14 protein-coding genes are annotated in these 20,203 nt (G+C 72.1%); 9 read left to right on the top strand and 5 right to left on the bottom strand.

Annotated elements, in window-relative coordinates; translation table 11 throughout:
• Window positions 1–632 precede the first annotated feature (632 nt).
• Both AB0P41_RS02360 and AB0P41_RS02355 read left to right on the top strand, forming a co-directional pair.
• Window positions 633–1,400 (top strand): ComEA family DNA-binding protein, encoded by a 768-nt coding sequence (locus AB0P41_RS02360; RefSeq protein WP_365929952.1) that lies wholly within the window; start codon window positions 633–635, stop codon window positions 1,398–1,400.
• Window positions 1,397–3,961, top strand: coding sequence for a ComEC/Rec2 family competence protein (locus tag AB0P41_RS02355; protein ID WP_365929545.1), 2,565 nt, complete (start codon window positions 1,397–1,399; stop codon window positions 3,959–3,961). The genes AB0P41_RS02360 and AB0P41_RS02355 overlap by 4 nt, the downstream gene beginning before the upstream one ends.
• Before the next feature lie 26 nt (window positions 3,962–3,987).
• Here the strand turns inward: AB0P41_RS02355 and AB0P41_RS02350 are convergent, their stop codons facing one another.
• Window positions 3,988–4,443 (bottom strand): pyridoxamine 5'-phosphate oxidase family protein, encoded by a 456-nt coding sequence (locus AB0P41_RS02350; RefSeq protein ID WP_356715452.1) that lies wholly within the window; start codon window positions 4,441–4,443, stop codon window positions 3,988–3,990.
• A gap of 100 nt (window positions 4,444–4,543) precedes the next feature.
• On the opposite strand from AB0P41_RS02350, the gene AB0P41_RS02345 reads away from it, so the two are divergent.
• Entirely contained in the window at window positions 4,544–5,362 is an 819-nt protein-coding gene (locus AB0P41_RS02345) for an arylamine N-acetyltransferase (protein ID WP_365929543.1), read from the top strand.
• A 224-nt stretch (window positions 5,363–5,586) separates the two neighbouring features.
• Window positions 5,587–6,471, top strand: a complete 885-nt coding sequence (locus AB0P41_RS02340; RefSeq protein WP_365929541.1) for a YceI family protein — start codon at window positions 5,587–5,589, stop codon at window positions 6,469–6,471.
• A 243-nt stretch (window positions 6,472–6,714) separates the two neighbouring features.
• Here AB0P41_RS02340 and AB0P41_RS02335 read toward each other — a convergent pair whose 3' ends face one another.
• Entirely contained in the window at window positions 6,715–6,960 is a 246-nt protein-coding gene (locus AB0P41_RS02335; RefSeq protein WP_356715448.1) for a hypothetical protein, read from the bottom strand.
• A gap of 89 nt (window positions 6,961–7,049) precedes the next feature.
• On the opposite strand from AB0P41_RS02335, the gene holA reads away from it, so the two are divergent.
• The gene (gene holA / locus AB0P41_RS02330; RefSeq protein ID WP_356715446.1) at window positions 7,050–8,039 is read left to right on the top strand and encodes a DNA polymerase III subunit delta; all 990 of its coding nucleotides are present in this window, start codon (window positions 7,050–7,052) and stop codon (window positions 8,037–8,039) included.
• A gap of 251 nt (window positions 8,040–8,290) precedes the next feature.
• Here the strand turns inward: holA and rpsT are convergent, their stop codons facing one another.
• Entirely contained in the window at window positions 8,291–8,557 is a 267-nt protein-coding gene (gene rpsT / locus AB0P41_RS02325) for a 30S ribosomal protein S20 (protein WP_356715444.1), read from the bottom strand.
• A gap of 215 nt (window positions 8,558–8,772) precedes the next feature.
• Between rpsT and lepA the strand changes: the two genes are divergently transcribed.
• The 4 genes from lepA to hemW all read left to right on the top strand — a co-directional run bounded on the left by lepA (window position 8,773) and on the right by hemW (window position 16,328).
• A complete protein-coding gene (gene lepA / locus AB0P41_RS02320; protein ID WP_356715442.1) occupies window positions 8,773–10,647 on the top strand; it encodes a translation elongation factor 4 in 1,875 nt (624 codons plus the stop codon).
• A 299-nt stretch (window positions 10,648–10,946) separates the two neighbouring features.
• On the top strand, window positions 10,947–12,836 hold the full coding sequence (locus tag AB0P41_RS02315; protein ID WP_356715440.1) for a long-chain fatty acid--CoA ligase: 1,890 nt from the start codon (window positions 10,947–10,949) through the stop codon (window positions 12,834–12,836).
• Between the two features lie 292 nt (window positions 12,837–13,128).
• A complete protein-coding gene (locus AB0P41_RS02310) occupies window positions 13,129–15,084 on the top strand; it encodes an ATP-binding SpoIIE family protein phosphatase (protein WP_365929538.1) in 1,956 nt (651 codons plus the stop codon).
• Between the two features lie 11 nt (window positions 15,085–15,095).
• Window positions 15,096–16,328, top strand: coding sequence for a radical SAM family heme chaperone HemW (gene hemW, locus AB0P41_RS02305; protein ID WP_356707686.1), 1,233 nt, complete (start codon window positions 15,096–15,098; stop codon window positions 16,326–16,328).
• Between the two features lie 28 nt (window positions 16,329–16,356).
• Here hemW and AB0P41_RS02300 read toward each other — a convergent pair whose 3' ends face one another.
• Both AB0P41_RS02300 and AB0P41_RS02295 read right to left on the bottom strand, forming a co-directional pair.
• On the bottom strand, window positions 16,357–19,242 hold the full coding sequence (locus AB0P41_RS02300) for a hypothetical protein (protein ID WP_365929536.1): 2,886 nt from the start codon (window positions 19,240–19,242) through the stop codon (window positions 16,357–16,359).
• 120 nt (window positions 19,243–19,362) lie between these two features.
• Complete coding sequence (locus AB0P41_RS02295) at window positions 19,363–20,181, bottom strand: DUF3097 domain-containing protein (RefSeq protein WP_365929535.1); 819 nt, start codon at window positions 20,179–20,181, stop codon at window positions 19,363–19,365.
• Window positions 20,182–20,203 lie beyond the last annotated feature (22 nt).

The raw sequence follows: 20,203 nt of genomic DNA, 5'->3' as shown, positions 1-20,203 counted from the left end.
GTTCACTTCTCGCAGCTGACCGTGCCACCGACCGGCAGAGCCGTGCCGAAGCGGCTACGCCCGTGCACCGGTCCCCGGATCTCCCCGCACACGCGGCCATGGACCCGCCCACGCACCGGGCCACGCATCGCGCCGCACGCCGTGTGTCCCACGGACCCGGCCCCGCGGGGCGCGCTCGGCCCAGGGCCGGTGTCCGCCCCGGCGGGGCGGCCGGCAGCTCGCCCGGCGCCGCGTCCGGAGGGCGGCACGGGCGGCGACGGCGCACTCCGCGCGGGTCGGACGCCGAGGTCGCGGCAGCTTTCCGGCTCCGCGCGGACGCGCTCATGGCCGCCGCCCCATCTGCGCCCGCGCCCGTGCCTGTGCCTGCGCCCGTGCCTGTGCCTGCGCCCGCGCCCGTGCCTGTGCCTGCGTCCGTGCCTGGGTCCGCGCCCGCGCCCGGGCTTGTCTCCGGGTCCGCTGGGCCTGTGTCTGTGTCTGCGTCTGCGTCTGCGTCTGCCACGGCGCCTCCAGCAGGCACGGCTACGGGGACGGCCGGTGGGCCACGGCGTGCCCGCGTCGTCCCTTCCTGGGCAGGGGCCACGCCACCACGCCCGGCTTCCGACGCGGGTTCCGCGACGGTCCCGCAAGGTCCGCTGCGCGGCGCAGTGCCTGACGAGTCAGGTGGGCGGAGACCGTGGTGGCGAGAAGCCGGGCCCGCTCTGCGGGATCGCTTACCCCTGTGGGTGCGGCTGCGATGTGGCCTGGAGCCACGCGCCCTCGCCGCCCTCGCCGTCGTCCTGGTCGGGGCCGCGGTATTCGCGGCGGCGCACTTCTGGTCGGCCCGCCCCGAGCCCGTACGCGCGCCCGACCGGGTCGCGGAGGCCGCGGCGGTCCAGGACGGCGGGCCGGGGTCACCGAAGGCTCTACCGGGCCTCGCGACGGGTCCGGACGAGGCAGCGCGGACGGGCGCCGCGCCCGGCGGGCAGATCGTCGTCGATGTGAGCGGCAAGGTGCGACGGCCGGGGATCCAGCATCTGCCGGCCGGCTCCCGCGTCGCGGACGCCCTGCGCGCCGCGGGAGGTGTCCGCGCGGGTACCGATGTCTCCGCGCTCAACCGGGCGCGTGTCCTGACGGACGGTGAGCAGGTAGCGGTGGGTCTGCCCGCGGCCCCACCGCCCGCCGGCGGAACGGGAGCGGGGGCCAACGCGGTGGGACAGGGCGGGCCGGCGGCGCCGGTGAGCCTCGGCACGGCCACCGTCGAGCAGCTCGAAACCCTGCCGGGCGTCGGACCGGTGCTCGCCCAGCACATCGTCGACTACCGCACGGAACACGGAGGTTACCGGTCCGTCGACGAACTCCGGGAGGTCGACGGCATCGGGGAGCGCCGGTTCGCGGATCTCCGGCCGCTGGTCAGGCCATGACCGGGCCTGACGTCCACGCTGACTCCGGCCGCCGGCTGGGTGTCGCCGACCCGCGTCAGGAGGCCCCCGCCGATCTACGGCTGGTCCCTCCGGCCCTGGCGGCCTGGGCGGCCTCCGTCCTGTCGCTGGGGGCGCCCGGGTGGTGGGTGGCGGTCGGAGCGGTTCTCTGCGGGTGCGCGGGGCTCGGCCTCATCGCCGTGCCCCGGATCGTGGCGCGGGCAGTGCACCGAGGCGTCGTGGGGGCCGCGGATCCGGCGGGCGCGGTGGGGGCGGCGGCTACGGGCGCCGGGCCGGCGAGGGCGCCCCGCCGCGCCGGGACGCGGACCACGGCCGCTGCCGCGGCCCTGCTCTGCGCGGCGGCCGGAGCGGCCGGCGCAGGGCTTCACGGCGCGGATTCCCGTAGCGGCCCCGTCCCCGGACTGGCGGAGTCGTACGCGCGCGTCGTGGCGGAGGTGACCGTCACCTCCGACCCCCGCCGGACCCGGCCGCGTGTGCAGGGGGATCACAGCACGCCCGTATCCCTGCTTCTGGACGCCGAGGTCGACCGGCTGACCGCCCCCGACGGCACGGTCACCGGACTCAGCACCCCCGTGCTCGTCATGGTCGCCCCGGGCGGCGCGGCGGCGCGGTGGCAGCGGCTGCTGCCCTCGACAGGTCTCCGCATCAGCGGCCGGCTCGCACCCCCGCGTCACGAGGGGGAGCGCATCGCGGCCGTATTGGGTACCGACGCGGAAGACCCGCCACAGGTCACCACGGAGCCCACCCTCCTCCAACGCGCGGCAGGGCGCCTTCGGTCAGGCCTGCGAGAAGCCACCGACGGGCTCGACGCCGATGCGCGGGCCCTCCTCCCGGGGCTGGTGGTCGGCGACACCTCACGGGTCCCGCCCGACCTGCACGACGCCTTCAAGGCCACCGACCTCACTCATCTGCTCGCCGTCTCAGGCGCCAACCTGTCGATCCTGCTCTTCCTCCTCATCGGCCCGCCGGGAACGGCGTCGCGCAGCGAACGCCGCGGGCTGGCACCCCGACTGGGCATCTCCCTGCGCATGACCGCCCTGACGGGTGGCGGCATCGCGCTGGCCTTCGTGATCGTCTGCCGCCCCGAGCCGAGCGTCCTGCGCGCAGCCGCGTGCGGTCTGATCACGCTGCTCGCCATCGGGACGGGCCGGCGCAGATCGCTGATTCCCGCACTGGCCGCGGCCGTTCTGCTGCTGGTGCTGTACGACCCGTGGCTGGCCCGGAGTTACGGATTCCTGCTGTCCGTGCTGGCCACCGGGGCGCTTCTCACCCTCGCGCCCAGGTGGAGCGGCGCTCTTCAGCGGCACGGGGTTCCGGCACGACTCGCGGAGATGCTGGCCGCCGCCGGAGCCGCCCAGGCGGTCTGCGCACCCGTGGTCGTGGTCCTCGCGTCCAGGGTCAGCCTGGTGGCGATCCCCTGCAATCTGCTGGCCGAATTCGCGGTGGCTCCGGCGACGGTCCTGGGATTCGCCGCCCTGGCTGCGGCCCCGGTGTCCATGCCGGCAGCGGAGGTGCTGGCCGGGATCGCCGGCTGGCCGGTGGGGTGGATCGCGTCCGTGGCCCGCACCGGGGCCGCACTCCCCGGCGCGGAGGCCGGCTGGCCGGGCGGCTGGCGCGGCGCGGTCCTCCTGGCGGTCCTCACCGCTCTGCTGGTGCTGTCGGCCCGCCGCCTGGCCCGTCATCCCTGGGTCTGCTCCGCCGCCGCGCTCCTTCTGGTGCTCGCTGTGCTGAGGCCGGTGCCGCTCACCCGGATCATGACGGGCTGGCCACCGCCGGGCTGGGCCTTCGCGCTCTGTGACGTGGGACAGGGAGACGCCATGGTGCTCGCCGCCGGGGACGGCACGGGAGTGGTCGTGGACACCGGTCCTGAACCCCGCCTCGTGGACCGGTGCCTGCGCGACCTCGGCATCACCCGTGTGCCGCTTCTGCTGCTCACCCACTTCCACGCCGACCATGTACGCGGCCTCCCCGGCGTGCTGAGGGGACGCGAGGTCGGCACGATCCAGACGACGGGTCTCGACGAACCCCCGGAGCAGGCCGCCTTCGTGAAGAGAACGGCCGCGGCGGCGCGTGTCCCGATGGCCCGGGCGGTCGCGGGGGAGCGACGCCGGACGGGGCCCCTCGACTGGCAGGTGCTCTGGCCCGGCGCGCCGGGGGCCGCAGCGGCCTACGTGACCGAGGAGCCGAACGATTCCAGCGTCACGCTCCTCGTCCGGTCCGGCGACCTGACCCTGTTGCTCCTCGGGGACCTGGAACCCCCGGCACAGCAAGGGGTGTTGCGCAGCTACCCGGTGCTGCCCCGGGTGGACGTGCTGAAGGTCGCGCACCACGGCTCCGCCCACCAGGACGCCGCGCTCCTGCGCAGCGCACGCCCGAGGTTCGCGCTGATCAGCTGCGGCAGGGACAACCCGTACGGCCACCCGGCGGCCCGTACGCTCGAAGCACTCGAAGCGGCGGGAGCGAAGGTCCTGCGCACCGATATCCACGGTGCGATCGCGGTGACGGGTTCCGGCTCCGGGCTGCGTGCGGCAGGCCGGTCATGAGGACGAGCCGCTCCCGTCGCCGGCTGTCAGACCAGCCAGGTGCCGTCGAGCATCAGATCGCGCCCGGCCAGCTCGTTCGACTCGCGCCACGCCTTGACGGTGGACGGAGTGACGCGCAGATACACCCATGCGGTGCGCCCCCGCACGTCCCAGTGGAGCTTCTCGGCGAAGGCGTCCCCCGACTCGGCGGGAAGGTCCGCACCCTCCACGATCTCGGCCGTTCCCTCGATCAGCACCACGTCACGGGTGTGCCCGAGCGTGAGCCTGACCTGCCCGGACGGCGTCACGTTGACCGCCGTCGGATTGCTGCGCCGGGTCGCCATCAGCAGCGTGCCCCGGTCCCAGACGTACGACAACGGCACCAGGCACGGCACCCCGTCGGCGGAGGCCGTCGCCACCCAGACGTCCTCGTCCTTCTCCAGATGATCGAGTACGTCCTGCTTGCGCTGTTCCTGGCTGCGCGCCGGCTCTCGCTCCGTCATGGCCGACACGCTAACCACCGGCAGGAGGCGCCGCATCCGTCGACGGTCCTAGGTCCACGGGCTCATGGCACCGTACGGCGCACCGCAGCAGACTTCCGGGATGGACGAGGAACCGCAGCCACCGGCCCACACGCCCGTCTCCGTCCGGGTGGACGCCTACCTGGAACGCATCGGTGCGACCCGCCCCGCGCGTGCCGACGCCGCGGCACTGCGCGAGCTGCAGCTCCGCCACCTCATGGCCGTGCCCTTCGAGAACCTTTCGGTCCATCTCGGCCAGGACATCGTGCTGAAGGAGGAGAAGCTCGTCGACAAGATCGTCACGGACCGCCGGGGCGGATTCTGTTACGAGCTCAACGGCGCCTTCGCCGCGCTGCTCCGGGAGCTGGGCTTCCGCGTCACTCTGCTCCAGGCACGGGTGTTCGGCGACGGCGGGCGCCTCGGCATCCCGTACGACCACGTCGCGCTGCGCGTCGGGACCGACGACGGTACGGGCCCATGGCTCGCCGATGTCGGATTCGGCGACCACGCCCTGCACCCGCTCGAGTTGGAGGCCCGCACCGAGCAGGACGATCCCTGTGGCAGGTTCCGGCTCAGGGAGGCGCCGCAGGGAGACCTCGATCTGCTGCGCGACGGTTCGCGCCAGTTCCGCCTGGATCCGCGCCCGCGGGTGCTGGCGGACTTCCGGGCCGGGGCCTGGTACCACCGCACCTCGCCGGACTCCCATTTCTCACGGTCCCTCATCTGCTCCCGGCGCACCGCGGACGGCCGGGTGACACTCCGCGGGAGCACCCTGATCACCACCGTGCGGGGCGAGCGGCACGAGTCGGAGCTGAGGGGCGACGCCGAGGTACTCGCCGCCTACCGCGACCACTTCGGTCTGACGCTCACCCACCTGCCCACGGTGCGCCCCCGGAGCTGACCGTGCGCACGTCGGATCCCCGGTCATTACGGACCTTAGGTGGTACCTGCGTACAGCAGCACACAGCTGGGTACAGCTCGGCACAACCTTCTCTGAGCTGCAGCGTTTGCCTCGAACATCGCAACGGTGATCGAATACCTATTCGTCGGCGGGCCGCTGCTCCGACAACGACGTCCGGCTGTCAGAGGCCCGAGGTGAGAACCGCCCCTGGGGAGTACGTGCACATGTTCGGCCGTTGGCTAGGCAGCAGAGCGAAGACCGGCACCGCACAGAGCAGCACCCTCCCCGGGCTGCCGGTGCCGCAGAACGCCGGAATGCTGAGCTGCCGCGTGCTGGACCCCGTATCCGAGCCCGTACGGCAGGCCGAGTTCGTCGTCACCGACAGCGCGGGCCGCAAGGTCGTCGGCGGAGAGACCGACCCCTTCGGGAACGTCGTCGCCACCGTCCCGGTCGGTGACTACCGCCTCGGTGTCACGGCTGAGGGCTTCACCCCGTTCCACGGTTCGGCCACCGTGGCCGAGGGCGGCCACGCGAGCCTCGGAGACGTCTCCCTCCAGGTGGCCCAGCCTCCGCAGCTCCCGGACCCGGGTGACTGGGAGATCGAGCCGTCGCACACCCAGATCGGTTTCACGGCTCGTCATATCGGCATGGCCCGCATCCACGGCAGGTTCAACACCTTCGCCGGTGCCGTGCGGATCGCCGACCGCATGGAGGACTCCGCCATGCACGTCATCATCGATGCCTCGTCGATCGACACGAACGTCCAGATGCGTGACGACCACCTGCGGTCCGGCGACTTCCTCGATGTCGAGCGCTACCCGACCCTTGAGTTCTACAGCGAGCGTTTCGTCCACCGCGGCGGCACCCGCTGGGGCGTCACCGGTGCGCTCACCCTGCACGGTGTGAGCCGTACCGTCACGCTGGACACCCAGTACCTCGGCCTGGGCAACGGCCTGGAGGGCGAGACCCGGGCGGCCTGCCGGGCGACCACCGAGCTGCACCGCGAGGACTTCACGCTGACGTGGCAGACGATGCTGGCGCGCGGCATCGCCGTGGTCGGCCCGAGCATCAAGATCGAGATGGACATCCAGATCGTCCCCAAGGGCTGACCCCGCTCCGCGGGACTCCGCTCCGCCGGCCGATGCCCCGACGCCCGGGCCCAACAATGCCCGGGCCCAACAATGCCCGGGCCCAACAATGCCCGGGCCCAACAATGCCCGGGCCCAACAATGCCCGGGCCCAACAATGCCCGGTTCCACCGACGCCCGGGCCCAGGGACACGCGGCCGCGCGTCACCCGACGCCAAGCCGCGCGTCACCCGACGCCGGCCGCGTGTCACCTGGGCCGGGCCGCTACGGCGTCTCCAGCCATCCTTCGTGCTCCGCGGCGAACGCGTCGAGCGCCGTCGGGTCCAGTCGTGCTGCCGGGTCCTCCACCACCACCAGCCACTGGGCGTCCTCGGCGTCGTCCTCGCCCGCCAGGGCGTCCCGTACGAGCTGCGGCTCCTCGGTGACGCCGAACCGGTCGGACAGCTCCCCGGCGACCTCCTCGGCCGTGTCGCGGTCCGGCAGCACCAGCACATGTCTCACATCGCTCACCCGGTCATTCTCCGGTACGCCCGGCTGAGCGATGCGCCGGGGCGGCTGCCCGGCAGCCCTGTCACAGGGGCGTGGGATGCTGGAGCGCGATGGCCACCAGACGTAGTTCCACCGACGATCCGCTCGCCCCCGTCACGCTCGCCGTGGGCCAGGAAGACCTGCTCCTGGACCGTGCCGTGCAGCATGTGGTGGCCGCGGCCCGCGCCTCCGACGCCGACACGGACGTCCGCGACCTCACCCCGGACCAGCTGCAGCCCGGCACGCTCGCCGAGCTCACCAGCCCCTCGCTCTTCGCCGAGCGCAAGGTGGTGATCGTGCGCAACGCGCACGATCTCTCCGCCGACACCGTCAAGGACGTCAAGGCGTACCTGGGCGCCCCCGCCGAGGAGATCACCCTCGTGCTCCTCCACGCGGGCGGGGCCAAGGGCAAGAGCCTGCTGGACGCGGCGCGGAAGGCGGGAGCGCGCGAGGTGGCGTGCCCCAAGACCACCAAGCCCGCGGAGCGGCTGTCCTTCGTGCGGTCGGAGTTCCGGGCGCTCGGGCGTTCCGCGACCCCGGAGGCCTGCCAGGCGCTGGTGGATTCCATCGGCAGTGACCTGCGGGAGCTGGCGAGCGCCGTTTCGCAGCTGGCCGCGGATGTCGAGGGCACCATCGACGAAGCGGTCGTCGGCCGCTACTACACGGGCCGCGCCGAGGCGTCCTCCTTCACGGTCGCCGACCGCGCGGTCGAGGGCCGGGCCGCGGAGGCGCTGGAGGCGCTGCGCTGGTCGCTGTCCACCGGCGTCGCCCCCGTCCTGATCACCAGCGCCCTCGCGCAGGGCGTCCGGGCGATCGGCAAGCTCTCCTCGGCCCGGGGCGGCCGGCCCGCGGACCTGGCCCGCGAGCTCGGCATGCCGCCGTGGAAGATCGACCGGGTGCGCCAGCAGATGCGCGGATGGACCCCGGACGGCGTGGCGGCGGCGCTGATCGCGGTCGCCGCGGCCGACGCCGGTGTGAAGGGCGGCGGGGACGATCCCGAGTACGCCTTGGAGAAGGCCGTGGTCGCGGTAGCCCGCGCGGCACGCTCCGGCGGCCGCTGAACCCCGTAAGGACAAGCTTGAACCCCGTAAAGGAGCACGCCTGAACCCCGTAAAGGGCCACGCCTGATCCCCGTAAAGGAGCACGCCGAAGGCCCCGGCCGGCGTCCTGGGGAGGACGCGGCCGGGGCCTTCGGTTAACGCTCGGTGCGCCGCACCCGCGTGGCGAACGCAGGTTCGGTGTGCGGCGCGGGTGCCGGTCAGGAGCGGGAGAGAGGGCCCGCTGGGTCCGTTCCGGCGATCACATCAGTAGCTCAGCCCTGGAGGGCGGCAACCTTGGAAGCCAGCGCCGACTTCTTGTTGGCGGCGGCGTTCTTGTGGATGACACCCTTCGAGACAGCCTTGTCGAGCTGGCGGGAGGCGTCGCGGACGGCCACAGTGGCCTTCTCGACGTCACCGGCAGCGGCAGCCTCACGGGCCTTGCGGATCGAGGTCTTGAGCGAGGACTTGACGGCCTTGTTGCGCAGGCGCGCCTTCTCGTTCGTCTTGTTCCGCTTGATCTGGGACTTGATGTTCGCCACGAAAGAGCCTTTTCAGGTTCGTTGGATCTTCTATGTGCGCCACGCCGCTTCTGAGGGCCACGAGGCACAGCTGCCCACGGTAGCAGTCACCCTCGGACCGGCCCAAACCGGTCCCGGCCCCGCGGGCGTGGGACCATGGAGGCTACGTATCGATCCGTCCGACCCGACATCGACCCGAGACACGGCGTCCGGCGTCTCAAGAATCAGGACCCTGCGTGCCCGCGACTCCTACCAACGTGCCCGAGCCGAGCCGTACCGACCCGGCGCTGATCCGCAACTTCTGCATCATCGCGCACATCGACCACGGCAAGTCGACCCTTGCCGACCGGATGCTCCAGCTGACGGGAGTGGTCGACCAGCGGCAGATGCGCGCCCAGTATCTCGACCGGATGGACATCGAGCGCGAGCGCGGCATCACCATCAAGTCCCAGGCGGTACGTCTGCCGTGGGCGCCCAACGAGGGTGACGACAAGGGCACGACCCACATCCTCAACATGATCGACACCCCGGGCCACGTGGACTTCACCTACGAGGTCTCCCGCTCGCTGGCCGCGTGCGAGGGCACCGTCCTCCTCGTCGACGCGGCCCAGGGCATCGAGGCACAGACGCTGGCCAACCTCTACCTGGCGATGGAGAACGACCTCACCATCGTCCCGGTGCTCAACAAGATCGACCTGCCCGCCGCGCAGCCCGAGAAGTTCTCCGAGGAGCTGGCCAACCTCATCGGCTGCCAGCCGGAGGACGTGCTCAAGGTCTCCGCGAAGACCGGCATCGGCGTGGACGCGCTGCTCGACCGGGTCGTCAGGGACGTCCCGGCCCCGGTCGGCCAGGCGGACGCCCCCGCCCGCGCGATGATCTTCGACTCGGTCTACGACGCCTACCGCGGTGTCGTCACCTACGTCAGGGTCGTCGACGGCCAGCTCAACAAGCGCGAGCGCATCCGCATGATGTCGACGGGCGCCACCCACGAGCTGCTGGAGATCGGTGTCTCCTCCCCGGAGATGACCCCGGCCGACGGCATCGGTGTGGGCGAGGTCGGCTACATCATCACCGGCGTGAAGGACGTCCGGCAGTCCAAGGTCGGTGACACCATCACCTCCCTCAACAAGGGGGCGACCGAGGCGCTGGGCGGCTACAAGGACCCCAAGCCGATGGTGTTCTCGGGGCTGTACCCCCTGGACGGTTCCGACTATCCGGACCTGCGCGAGGCCCTGGACAAGCTCCAGCTCAACGACGCCGCCCTGGTGTACGAGCCGGAGACCTCGGCCGCGCTCGGCTTCGGCTTCCGTGTCGGCTTCCTCGGCCTGCTGCACCTCGACGTGATCCGCGAGCGCCTGGAGCGCGAGTTCGGTCTCGAGCTCATCGCCACCGCGCCCAACGTGGTCTACCGCGTCGAGATGGAGGACGGCTCCGAGCACACCGTCACCAACCCGAGCGAGTTTCCCGAGGGCAAGATCGACAAGGTGCACGAGCCGGTCGTCAGGGCCACGGTCCTGGCGCCCAGCGAGTTCATCGGCGCGATCATGGAGCTCTGCCAGAACCGGCGCGGCACCATGCTCGGCATGGACTACCTCTCCGAGGACCGGGTCGAGATCCGCTACACCCTGCCGCTCGCCGAGATCGTCTTCGACTTCTTCGACCAGTTGAAGTCCAAGACCCGTGGTTACGCCTCGCTCGACTACGAGCCCACCGGCGAGCAGTCCGCCCAGCTCGTCAAGGTGGACATCCTGCTCCACGGCGACAAGGTCGACGCCTTCTCGGCGGTCACGCACAAGGACAAGGCGTACGCGTACGGCGTCCGGCTCGTCGCCAAGCTGCAGAAGCTCATCCCCCGGCAGAACTTCGAGGTGCCGATCCAGGCGGCCATCGGGTCCCGGGTCATCGCCCGTGAGACCGTCCGCGCCATCCGCAAGGACGTCCTCGCCAAGTGCTACGGCGGTGACATCTCCCGTAAGCGGAAGCTGCTGGAGAAGCAGAAGGAAGGCAAGAAGCGGATGAAGATGGTCGGCAACGTGGAGGTGCCGCAGGACGCGTTCATCTCCGTCCTGTCGACCGACGAGTCGGCCGGTGAGGGCAAGGGGAAGAACTAGCCCCACTCCGAGCCGGCCGCCCCGACCCGCCCGGGGCCACCCGGGAGTACGTAGTCGGGCGTACCCGGGAGTAGCTCAACGGGCCCCTGGGCCGCGGACGCCGCGGCTCAGGGGCCCGGTTCGTTATCAAGCGGCGGCCCGTTGCCTCTTACGTGACGGTCCGGCGCGCTCTACTCTGATCACCACCCGTTAGTTACTCGCCAGTTAAACAAGCAGGCCGAGCGGGAACGAGAAGCAGGACAAACAAGCAGCAGCACCCATAAGCCGGTCGTAGCAATGCCGCAGGCCCGGAGGACGTCGTGAGCGACACACAGACCTTGATCGATAGCCGACCGCCCTCCGTGGCGACTCTCTTCATCGACCGCGTGGCGGCCACCCCGGACGGAGAGGCGTACCGCTATCCGGTGCCCGCCGCCTCCGGTCAGGGACCGGACGACTGGAAGTCGCTCACCTGGGCGCAGGCCGCCGAGCGGGTCCACGCCATCGCGGCCGGTCTGATCACTCTCGGTGTCCGGCCGGAGGAGCGGGTCGCGCTCGCCTCCTCCACCCGTGTCGAGTGGATCCTCGCCGACCTCGGCGTGATGTGCGCGGGCGCCGCGACCACGACGATCTACCCCTCCACGAACACCGAGGAGTCCGCCTTCATCCTGGCCGACTCCGACAGCCGCGTCCTGATCGCCGAGGACGCCGCCCAGCTGGCGAAGGCACGGGAGAACAGGGCCGCGCTGCCCGAGCTGGCGCATGTCGTCGTCATCGATCCCGCCGGTGCCGAGGCCGTGGAGGGTGACCCCGAGGGCTGGGTGCTCACCCTGGCCGACCTCGAGGCCCGGGGCGCCGAACACCTGGTGAAGAACCCGGACGCGATCACCGACCGGGTCGCCGCGATCACCCCCGACCAGCTGGCGACCCTGATCTACACCTCGGGCACCACCGGCCGCCCCAAGGGCGTACGGCTGCCGCACGACAACTGGTCGTACATGGCCAAGGCGACCGTCGCGACCGGGCTGATCACGGCGGACGACGTCCAGTACCTCTGGCTGCCGCTCGCCCACGTCTTCGGCAAGGTGCTCACCTCCGGGCAGATCGAGGTCGGTCACGTCACGGCCGTCGACGGACGCGTCGACAAGATCATCGAGAATCTCCCGGTGGTCCGGCCGACCTACATGGCAGCCGTCCCCCGCATCTTCGAGAAGGTCTACAACGGGGTCGCGGCCAAGGCCCGGGCCGGCGGCGGCGCCAAGTACAAGATCTTCCAGTGGGCGGCCGGGGTCGCCCGGGAGTACGCCACGGTGTCGCAGGACAACTTCCGGCGCACCGGCAAGGCGTCCGTGCCGTTCGGGCTGGGTGCCAAGCACAAGGTCGCCGACACCCTCGTCTTCGCGAAGATCCGCGAGGCCTTCGGCGGACGGCTCCGGGCCTGTGTCTCCGGCTCGGCCGCACTCGCCCCCGACATCGGCCTGTTCTTCTCCGGCGCCGGTATCCACATCCTGGAGGGCTACGGACTCACCGAGTCCAGCGCCGCCTCCTTCGTCAACCCGGGCGAGGCCTACCGCACCGGAACCGTCGGCAAGCCGCTCCCCGGCACCGAGGTCCGGATCGCGGACGACGGCGAGATCCTGCTGCGCGGCCCCGGCCTCATGGAGGGCTACCACCGGCTGCCGGAGAAGACCGCCGAGGTCCTGGAGTCGGACGGCTGGTTCCACACCGGAGACATCGGTGAGCTCTCCCAGGACGGCTACCTGCGGATCACCGACCGCAAGAAGGACCTGATCAAGACGTCCGGCGGCAAGTACATCGCCCCGGCCGAGGTCGAGGGGCAGTTCAAGGCGGTCTGCCCGTTCGTCTCCAACATCCTGGTGCACGGCGCGGACCGTAACTTCTGCACCGCCCTCATCGCGCTCGACGAGCCGACGATCCTCGGCTGGGCGCAGGAGAACGGGCTGGGCGGCAAGCCGTACGCCGACGTGGTGGCGTCGCCGCAGGCCGTGGAGCTCATCGAGGGCTATGTGCAGCGCCTCAACGAGGGCCTGCAGCGCTGGCAGACCATCAAGAAGTTCCGGCTCCTGCCGCGCGATCTCGACATCGAGCACGGTGAGCTGACCCCCAGCCTCAAGCTGAAGAGGCCGGTCGTCGAGCGCGAGTACAAGGACCTCATCGAGGACATGTACGCGGGCTCCCGCGAGGCGTAACAGCGCGAGGCGTACAGCGCGAGGGGTAACAGCGCGAGGCGCGAGGCGTGACAGCGGCAGGCGAGAGGCGTGGCGGTCGAACACGCGAGGCCTGACAGCCGAACACGCGACGCGTGACAGCCGAGGAGCAGGTCGGAGCCGGGGCCGGTGGGTGCGGGAGCACCCACCGGCCCCGGCCCGTCTCCTGTTCGCCTCCGGCCACTTCCGTCACTCGGCGCTTATGGGCGCGCCCGGTCTGTCACCCTGTCGGGATACGTCAGCGGCGTTTCGCGAGACTGTCAGGAGCCGCACCGTGGGGCCCATTCCCTTGCAGCGGGACATCGTCCAGCGTCCCGGCACCGTCATCGCCGGTCAGGGCGGTGATCCGCGTCCGGTCGCGCGCACGAGCCTGCCAGGAATCCCGCAGGCATCGGCCGCGGCCCGCAGATTCGTCCGGGCCGCGCTGGCCGAGTGGACGGGGCTCGGGCTGCCCTCCGCCGACGAGTTCGGCGAACGGCTCACCGACGACGCGCTGACCGTGGCGAGCGAACTGGTCACCAACGCGGTCGTGCACGCCGGCACGACGGTCGAGCTGCTCCTCAGACTGGAGGACTCCGCCGGGCACGAGCCGGCCGCGCTGGTGCTGGAGGTCACCGACCACCACCCCGCCCGGTCGGTGCGCGACGAGCGCGCCGAGCGGCCCGACCCCGCCGAGTACGGCCGGGGGCTCCAGCTCGTCGCCACCCTCGCCGAGTCCTGGGGCATCACCTACCGCACCGGTCTCAAGACCGTCTGGGCCCGCCTCCCCGGCGACGACCGCTACGGACTGCCCGACTCCCCGCCCGACGACGACGCCCGCGGCCGGGGCCCGCGAACCGGCCGGGTCCTCGCCCCGGCCGCCGGGCGCGCGGCGCGCGACGACGAGGGCTGGGCCGGGCGCGGCGGGCTCTCCTTCCTCGCCGAGGCGTCCGGCCTCCTCGCGGGCCAGCTCGACGAGGACGTGGTGGCATCGACGGCGGGCCGGCTCCTGGTGCCCCGGATCGCCGACTGGTGCGCGATCTGGCTGGAGAGCGAGGGCGGCGGTCCGGCGGCCGCCCCCAGGCTCGCCGGGGTCTGGCACCGCGACGAGGCGCGGACCGCGCAACTGCGCCGCGCACTGGAGAAGGAGCCGCTGCGCCTGCCCGGCAGCGTCGGTACGGGCCCCGTGCCCATCCCGTGGCCGGGAGGCGTCACGGCGGAGCCTGAGGGCGGCGCAGGGGGCGCCGCGCTCGCCCACCGCATCATCTCGGGCGGGCGCACGCTCGGCGCCGTCCTGGTGGGCCGTGAGGGCACCGACCACATCCCCGACGAGGCCGCCGCGCTCCTCGCGGACTTCGTGCGCCGGGTCGGCCTCGCCGTCGGAGCCGCCCGCGCCTACACCCGTCAGGCCACCATCAGCCGCATCCTGCAGCGCGGCCTGCTGCCGAGCAAGGTCGCCGAGATACCAGGGGTCACCAGCGCACTGGTGTACGAGCCCGGGGACGACGGCGTGGTCGGCGGCGACTTCTACGACCTCTTCCCGTGCCCCGGCGGCCGCTGGTGCTTCGTGCTCGGGGACGTCCAGGGCAGCGGCCCCGAAGCCGCCGTCGTCACCGGTCTCGCCCGCCCCTGGCTGCGCCTGCTGTCCCGGGAGGGCTTCCGCGTCGGTGAGGTCCTCGACCGGCTCAACCGGCTCCTCCTGGACGACGCCATGGAGGCGGCCGAGGCCGCCGCCCTCATGGTCGCGGCGGCGGGCGGCCAGCAGCTCCAGGGTGGCGAGCAGATCCAGGACGGCTCCCAGTCCCGTTTCCTGTCCCTGCTGTACGGCGATCTCGTGCCGCTCCCGGACGGCGGTGTGCGCTGCACCGTGGCGAGCGCCGGCCATCCGCTCCCGCTGCTGCTGCGCCCCGACGGCTCCGTACGCCCGGCCGCCGAGCCACAGGTGCTGCTCGGCGTCGTGGAGGACGTGGCGTACGGGAGCCAGAGCTTCGTGCTGATGCCCGGGGACAGCCTGCTCTGCGTCACCGACGGGGTCACGGAGCGGCGCTCCGGGCGGCTGATGTTCGACGACGGCGACGGCCTCGCCCGGGTCCTCGCCGGATGCGCGGGGCTGCCGGCCGCCGGGATAGCCGACCGGATCAAGCGGGCCGTCCACACCTTCGCCGAGCGACCGCCCGACGACGACCTGGCCCTGCTCGTGCTCCAGGTCGACGGATCCGCGGATGTGCGGGACAGCTCCGCCGGCGAGTGACAATGGACGGTATGCCTTCCGTACTGCCCGATGGTGAGCCCGTGCCCGACGACGGGGCGCTGCCCCGCCATGCCCTGGAAGGCGCCGCCGACCGGCCGCTCGGCTTCTACCTGCACGTGCCCTACTGCGCCACCCGCTGCGGCTACTGCGACTTCAACACCTACACCGCGACCGAGCTGCGCGGCTCCGGCGGCGCCCTGGCCTCCCGGGACAACTACGCGGCCCACCTCGTCGAGGAGGTCCGCCAGGCCCGCAAGGTGCTCGGCGACGACCCCCGTCCGGTCCGCACGGTCTTCGTCGGCGGCGGTACACCGACGCTGCTGCCCGCGGCCGACCTCGTCCGGATGCTCGCGGCGATCCGTGAGGAGTTCGGGCTGGCGGAGGACGCCGAGATCACCACGGAGGCCAATCCGGAGTCCGTCGGCCCGGCGTATCTCGCGGCGCTGAGGGAGGGCGGCTTCAACCGTGTCTCCTTCGGCATGCAGAGCGCCCGGCAGCACGTCCTGAAGGTCCTGGACCGCACCCATACGCCCGGCCGGCCCGAGGCCTGCGTCGCCGAGGCCCGCGATGCCGGCTTCGAGCACGTCAACCTCGACCTGATCTACGGGACGCCCGGCGAGTCCGACGACGACTGGCGGGCCTCGCTCGACGCGGCGATCGGCGCCGGGCCCGACCACGTGTCGGCGTACGCGCTGATCGTCGAGGAGGGGACCCAGCTCGCCCGGCGCATCCGCCGCGGCGAGGTCCCGATGACCGACGACGACGTCCACGCCGACCGCTATCTGATCGCCGACGAGGCGATGGCCGCCGCGGGCTTCTCCTGGTACGAGGTGTCGAACTGGTCCCGCACGCCCGAGGGCCGCTGCCTGCACAACGAGCTGTACTGGCGCGGGGCCGACTGGTGGGGCGCAGGCCCCGGGGCCCACAGCCACGTGGGCGGGGTGCGGTGGTGGAACGTCAAGCACCCCGGGGCCTACGCGCAGGCCCTGGCCGAGGGCCGCTCGCCCGGGGCCGGCCGTGAGGTGCTCGGCGACGAGGACCGCCGGGTCGAGCGCATCCTGCTGGAGCTGCGGCTCGTCGAGGGCTGCCCGCTGTCGCTGCTCGCCCCCGCCGGCCTCGCCGCAGCGGGCCGCGCGGTGAAGGACGGCCTGCTGGAACCCGGACCGTACGGCGAGGGCCGCGCGGTCCTCACGCTGCGGGGGCGGCTGCTGGCCGACGCCGTGGTGCGGGACCTGGTCGACTGAGCACTCGCCGGCCCTCTCGTACGGGGGCCTACTCCACCGGACAGTCCGCGCGGGTGAGCGGTGTCCGGTCACCCGCGGCCCGGCCGCACACGACGCGGCTCTGCGCGTCCGGCCCCGGGCGGGTCACCTCGACGACGTTCAGGCCGTGGACCTTCTGGTCGGCGTACGGGATCGTCCCCCGGAAGGTGATGGTCCCGGTCGGCATGTCGTGCAGGGCCACCGAGTAGAGCGTCGCCCAGGTCTCCGCCGCGCTCTGGGGCTTGTCGCTGCGGGTCGCGGCAGCGTAGAGGGCGGCCGTGGCCTGGTAGGAGATCACGGTCTGCCCGCTGGCGAACATCATGTCCTCGTACGGGCGCACCTTCGGCAGCGCCGCGAGCTGCTGCCCCTCGGGGAGCAGCGCTTCCAGGGCCTTGCGGGAGTCCTCGTAGAACGCCCGGCCGCCGCCCTGGCTCATGGGCGCGAGCGCGCCGTAGTAGAGCGTGACCTTGTCCGCGAGCTTCGTCGAGTCGTCGAAACGCGCCTTGGTCAGGTCGTCGCCGGTGAAGACCGTGATCTTCTTGTCCGAGCAGCCCGCGGTCTGTCCGAGGCCGGACATCAGCGTGTTGACGTCCTCGACCCGGCCGGCGAAGTACAGGGCGTCGGGCACGCGTTCCGCCCCGCAGATCGCGTGCAGTGGCGCGTCGAGGTTCGCGGAGCCGCCGTCCTTGGACAGGGAGTACTGGGTGTCGGCGGCCACGGCGAAGCCGGACTCCTTCAGCATCTCCAGACCGACCCTGCGCTGCTCGGTGGTGTAGCGGTCCTTGTCCTCGTTGCCCACCTTCCTGGACAGGACGACGGCCTGCGGATCGGTCAGCCGGTCCGCCAGCCGCCCCGCGATCAGTCCGAGCGCGTCCGCCTGCTCCTCGTCGGTCGCGGACGTGCCGAAGTAGTTCGGGTACTCGCGGGCCAGGTCGCTGCCGGAGTTCGTGCTGTCCACCACGGGGAGTCCCGCGCGCTGGAGGAGCCCGGTGGCATCGGCGCTCTCCGTGGTGTTGCGGCCGAGGCCCACCACGCCGACCACGGAGGAGTCCCGGCGGGCGACCTCGATGATCTTCTTGACCGCGGTCGTCTGGCGCAGCATGTCCTGGCCGCCGTTGGCCGTCAGGACCCGGAGCTTGACGGAACGATTCGCCGTGTCGTTGACGAACCGCTGGTGGAGAAAGACGCCGGTCAGCTCCTCCAGACCCTTGCGGGTGTCCTCCCGGTTCTTGTCGGTGCCGGTGAGCGGGCCCGCGTAGACGACGGTGACATGGGGTTCGCCCGGCCCGATGGAGGCGTTCTGCTCCCGTATCGCCTCCTCGATCCGTTCGAAGGTGACGCCCTTGCCCACCCCGTTCAGCTGGAGGCCGTTGCCCTCGGCGAAGCGCACCTCGGGGACCGTCGCCACCCCGATGCACTCCTTGCCACCTCCAGGGCCGGCCAGCCTGACCGCGTCGGTGCTGACGCCTACGAGCGGGCCGTAGCAGTACTTCTCCTTCAGGTGCTCGCTCCACAGGAAGGTCCCCAGCAGCGCGCCCACCAGCGCGAGGGCGACGGTCGTCCGCGACATCACCCACCAGGCCCAGGTCCGGCGGACCCGATGGGTGACGAGCTGGGCGTGGGCGTACTCATGGGTCAGCTGGCCGGTGGACAGCGGCAGCCGAAGCACCCAGGCCAGCGTCACGGCCGCCGCCGGGGCCTGGCCGACACTCAGGTCGTCGACCCAGCTCTCGTACCGGGCGCGCGGCCCCGACCTGACGCCGGCGGGCACGGAAGGCTCCGGCGGCAGCGGCGGGGTGTGCCGCATGATCCGGTCTGCCGGCAGCGAGGCCAGGAGCAGCAGCGGATCCACCTCGCTGCGACGCGACCGCACGTTGTTGACGGCGTTGATCAGCAGGATGCCGCCGTTGTCGTGGGTGGCCGTCGGCAGGAAGACCACCGGCGGGACGGTGCGCTTGCCGCGCCGCCAGTCCAGGGCGTGCGGCCGGTAGTTGTCCAGCAGGTCCTCCAGCAGCGCCTGGACCCGGAGCTCCAGATGGAACTGGCGCGCGTGCTCGTCACCCGCCCCCGCGTCGGCCACCCGTTCCGCGACGGCGGCCGCCCGCGCCCGGATCACCCGCCACGAACCGCTGGGGGAGACCCACGACCAGCCGTCGGACGGGTACGCGGTGCTCGACGCGGCCAGTGAGGATGTGGTCGCGAGCCATCGGCTGGCCCGGCGCAGCCACAGCAGCGGCGGCGCCGCCGTGGTCACCAGCCGTACGACCGCGAGGCCGAGCAGGGCCGCGGCGGCGACCAGGGCGGTCAGCACCCAGCCGATCTCCCCCAGCAGCACGCTGAGCACCGCGATGAAGACGGCCCCGACGAAGGTCTCCGGACGGACCGAGGCGCGCAGCGAGTCCCACCAGTTGGAGCCGCCAGACCGGCTCGCCCGCCACCGCAGGCTGCCCAGCTGTTCCAGGATCCGCTCGTCGCGTTCCCGGGGGGACCTGACGTCCTGCTGTGCGACGACCGTCGCCGTGGCCTGCTCGATGGCGGCGAGCAACCGGGAGCGGGGAAACGTGAAGGGCTTGTACTGCGAGGTGCCCCGGGTCTCCCAGGGCCGCTCGGTGAGGGTGCGGACCATGGAGAGCGCCGCCTCGTACGGGGTGGCGCCGTGGCCGTCGAGCAGCTTCACCGGGACCCGGCGCAGCTGGTTCGCCCGGTGGACCTGATGGACGATGCGCTCGACCCTGTCGTCGATCTCCGTACCGGCGGCGGCGTCCTCCGCCTGTGCCACGACCAGGGGCATCACGGGCCGGTTGACCCGGTACTGGTCGATCAGCTCCTGCATGAGGTGGAAGACGGCGGAGGCCGCCTCGTTGTCCGCACTGTCCCGCCACACTTCGCGCGTCATCCGACCCCGTGCCTTCCGCCGTACCCGGCCCTGCCGTCACCTCTCAATAACGGAAGGTACGTGTGCGGCGCAGGTGTTCACGGGGATCGGTACCGGATCCTCTTCAACCGTCGCGGGACATCAGGAAGGAAGGGTGACGAAGTCGATCAATTCCTCGACGCGGCCGAGCAGTTGCGGCTCCAGGTCCTTGTAGGAGCCGACCTTGGAGAGGATGTGCTGCCAGGCCGCGCCCGTGTTCTCCGGCCAGCCCAGCGCACGGCACACGCCCGTCTTCCAGTCCTGGCCGCGAGGAACGGCCGGCCACCCGGGGATGCCCACGGACGACGGCTTCACCGCCTCCCAGACGTCGATGTACGGGTGCCCCACCACCAGCACGTCCGCGTCGGTGACCTGGGCGGCGATGCGGGACTCCTTGGAGCCGGGGACCAGATGGTCGACCAGGACACCGAGCCGGGCGTCCGGACCGGGCGCGAACTCCCGCACGATCGCCGGGAGGTCGTCGACGCCCTCCAGGTACTCCACGACCACGCCCTCGATGCGCAGGTCGTCGCCCCAGACCCGCTCGACGAGCTCGGCGTCGTGCCGCCCCTCCACATAGATCCGGCCCGCCCGGGCGACCCTCGCCCGGGCCCCGGGCACCGCCACCGAACCGGAGGCCGTACGCGTGGGCCGGGCGGGGCCGGCGGCCGACGGGCGCACCAGGGTGACCACCCTGCCGTCCAGCAGGAAGCCGCGCGGCTCCATGGGGAAGACCCGGTGCTTGCCGAAGCGGTCCTCCAGGGTGACCGTCGGCCCCTGGGCCGTCCTCTCGCACCGGATCACCGCCCCGCAGAAGCCGGAGACGACCTCCTCGACCACCAGATCGGGCTCGGCGGGGACCTCGGGGGCGGGGGTGGACTTCTTCCACGGCGGAGTCAGATCCGGCTGGTAGCTGCGCATGGCAGCACGATAATCGGGGCAG

It is taken from the genome of Streptomyces sp. NPDC079167, assembly GCF_040686735.1.
Taxonomy (GTDB): Bacteria; Actinomycetota; Actinomycetes; order Streptomycetales; family Streptomycetaceae; genus Streptomyces.
Note: the sequence above shows the minus strand (reverse complement) of the source record. Positions and strands in the feature narration are given on the sequence as shown.

Coding starts and splice junctions, on each gene's coding strand:
- AB0P41_RS02355 (WP_365929545.1), top strand. CDS start 1,397: ATGACCGGGCCTGACGTCCACGCTGACTCCGGCCGCCGGCTGGGTGTC.
- AB0P41_RS02350 (WP_356715452.1), bottom strand. CDS start 4,443: ATGACGGAGCGAGAGCCGGCGCGCAGCCAGGAACAGCGCAAGCAGGAC.
- AB0P41_RS02345 (WP_365929543.1), top strand. CDS start 4,544: ATGGACGAGGAACCGCAGCCACCGGCCCACACGCCCGTCTCCGTCCGG.
- AB0P41_RS02340 (WP_365929541.1), top strand. CDS start 5,587: ATGTTCGGCCGTTGGCTAGGCAGCAGAGCGAAGACCGGCACCGCACAG.
- holA (WP_356715446.1), top strand. CDS start 7,050: ATGGCCACCAGACGTAGTTCCACCGACGATCCGCTCGCCCCCGTCACG.
- hemW (WP_356707686.1), top strand. CDS start 15,096: ATGCCTTCCGTACTGCCCGATGGTGAGCCCGTGCCCGACGACGGGGCG.
- AB0P41_RS02300 (WP_365929536.1), bottom strand. CDS start 19,242: ATGACGCGCGAAGTGTGGCGGGACAGTGCGGACAACGAGGCGGCCTCC.
- AB0P41_RS02295 (WP_365929535.1), bottom strand. CDS start 20,181: ATGCGCAGCTACCAGCCGGATCTGACTCCGCCGTGGAAGAAGTCCACC.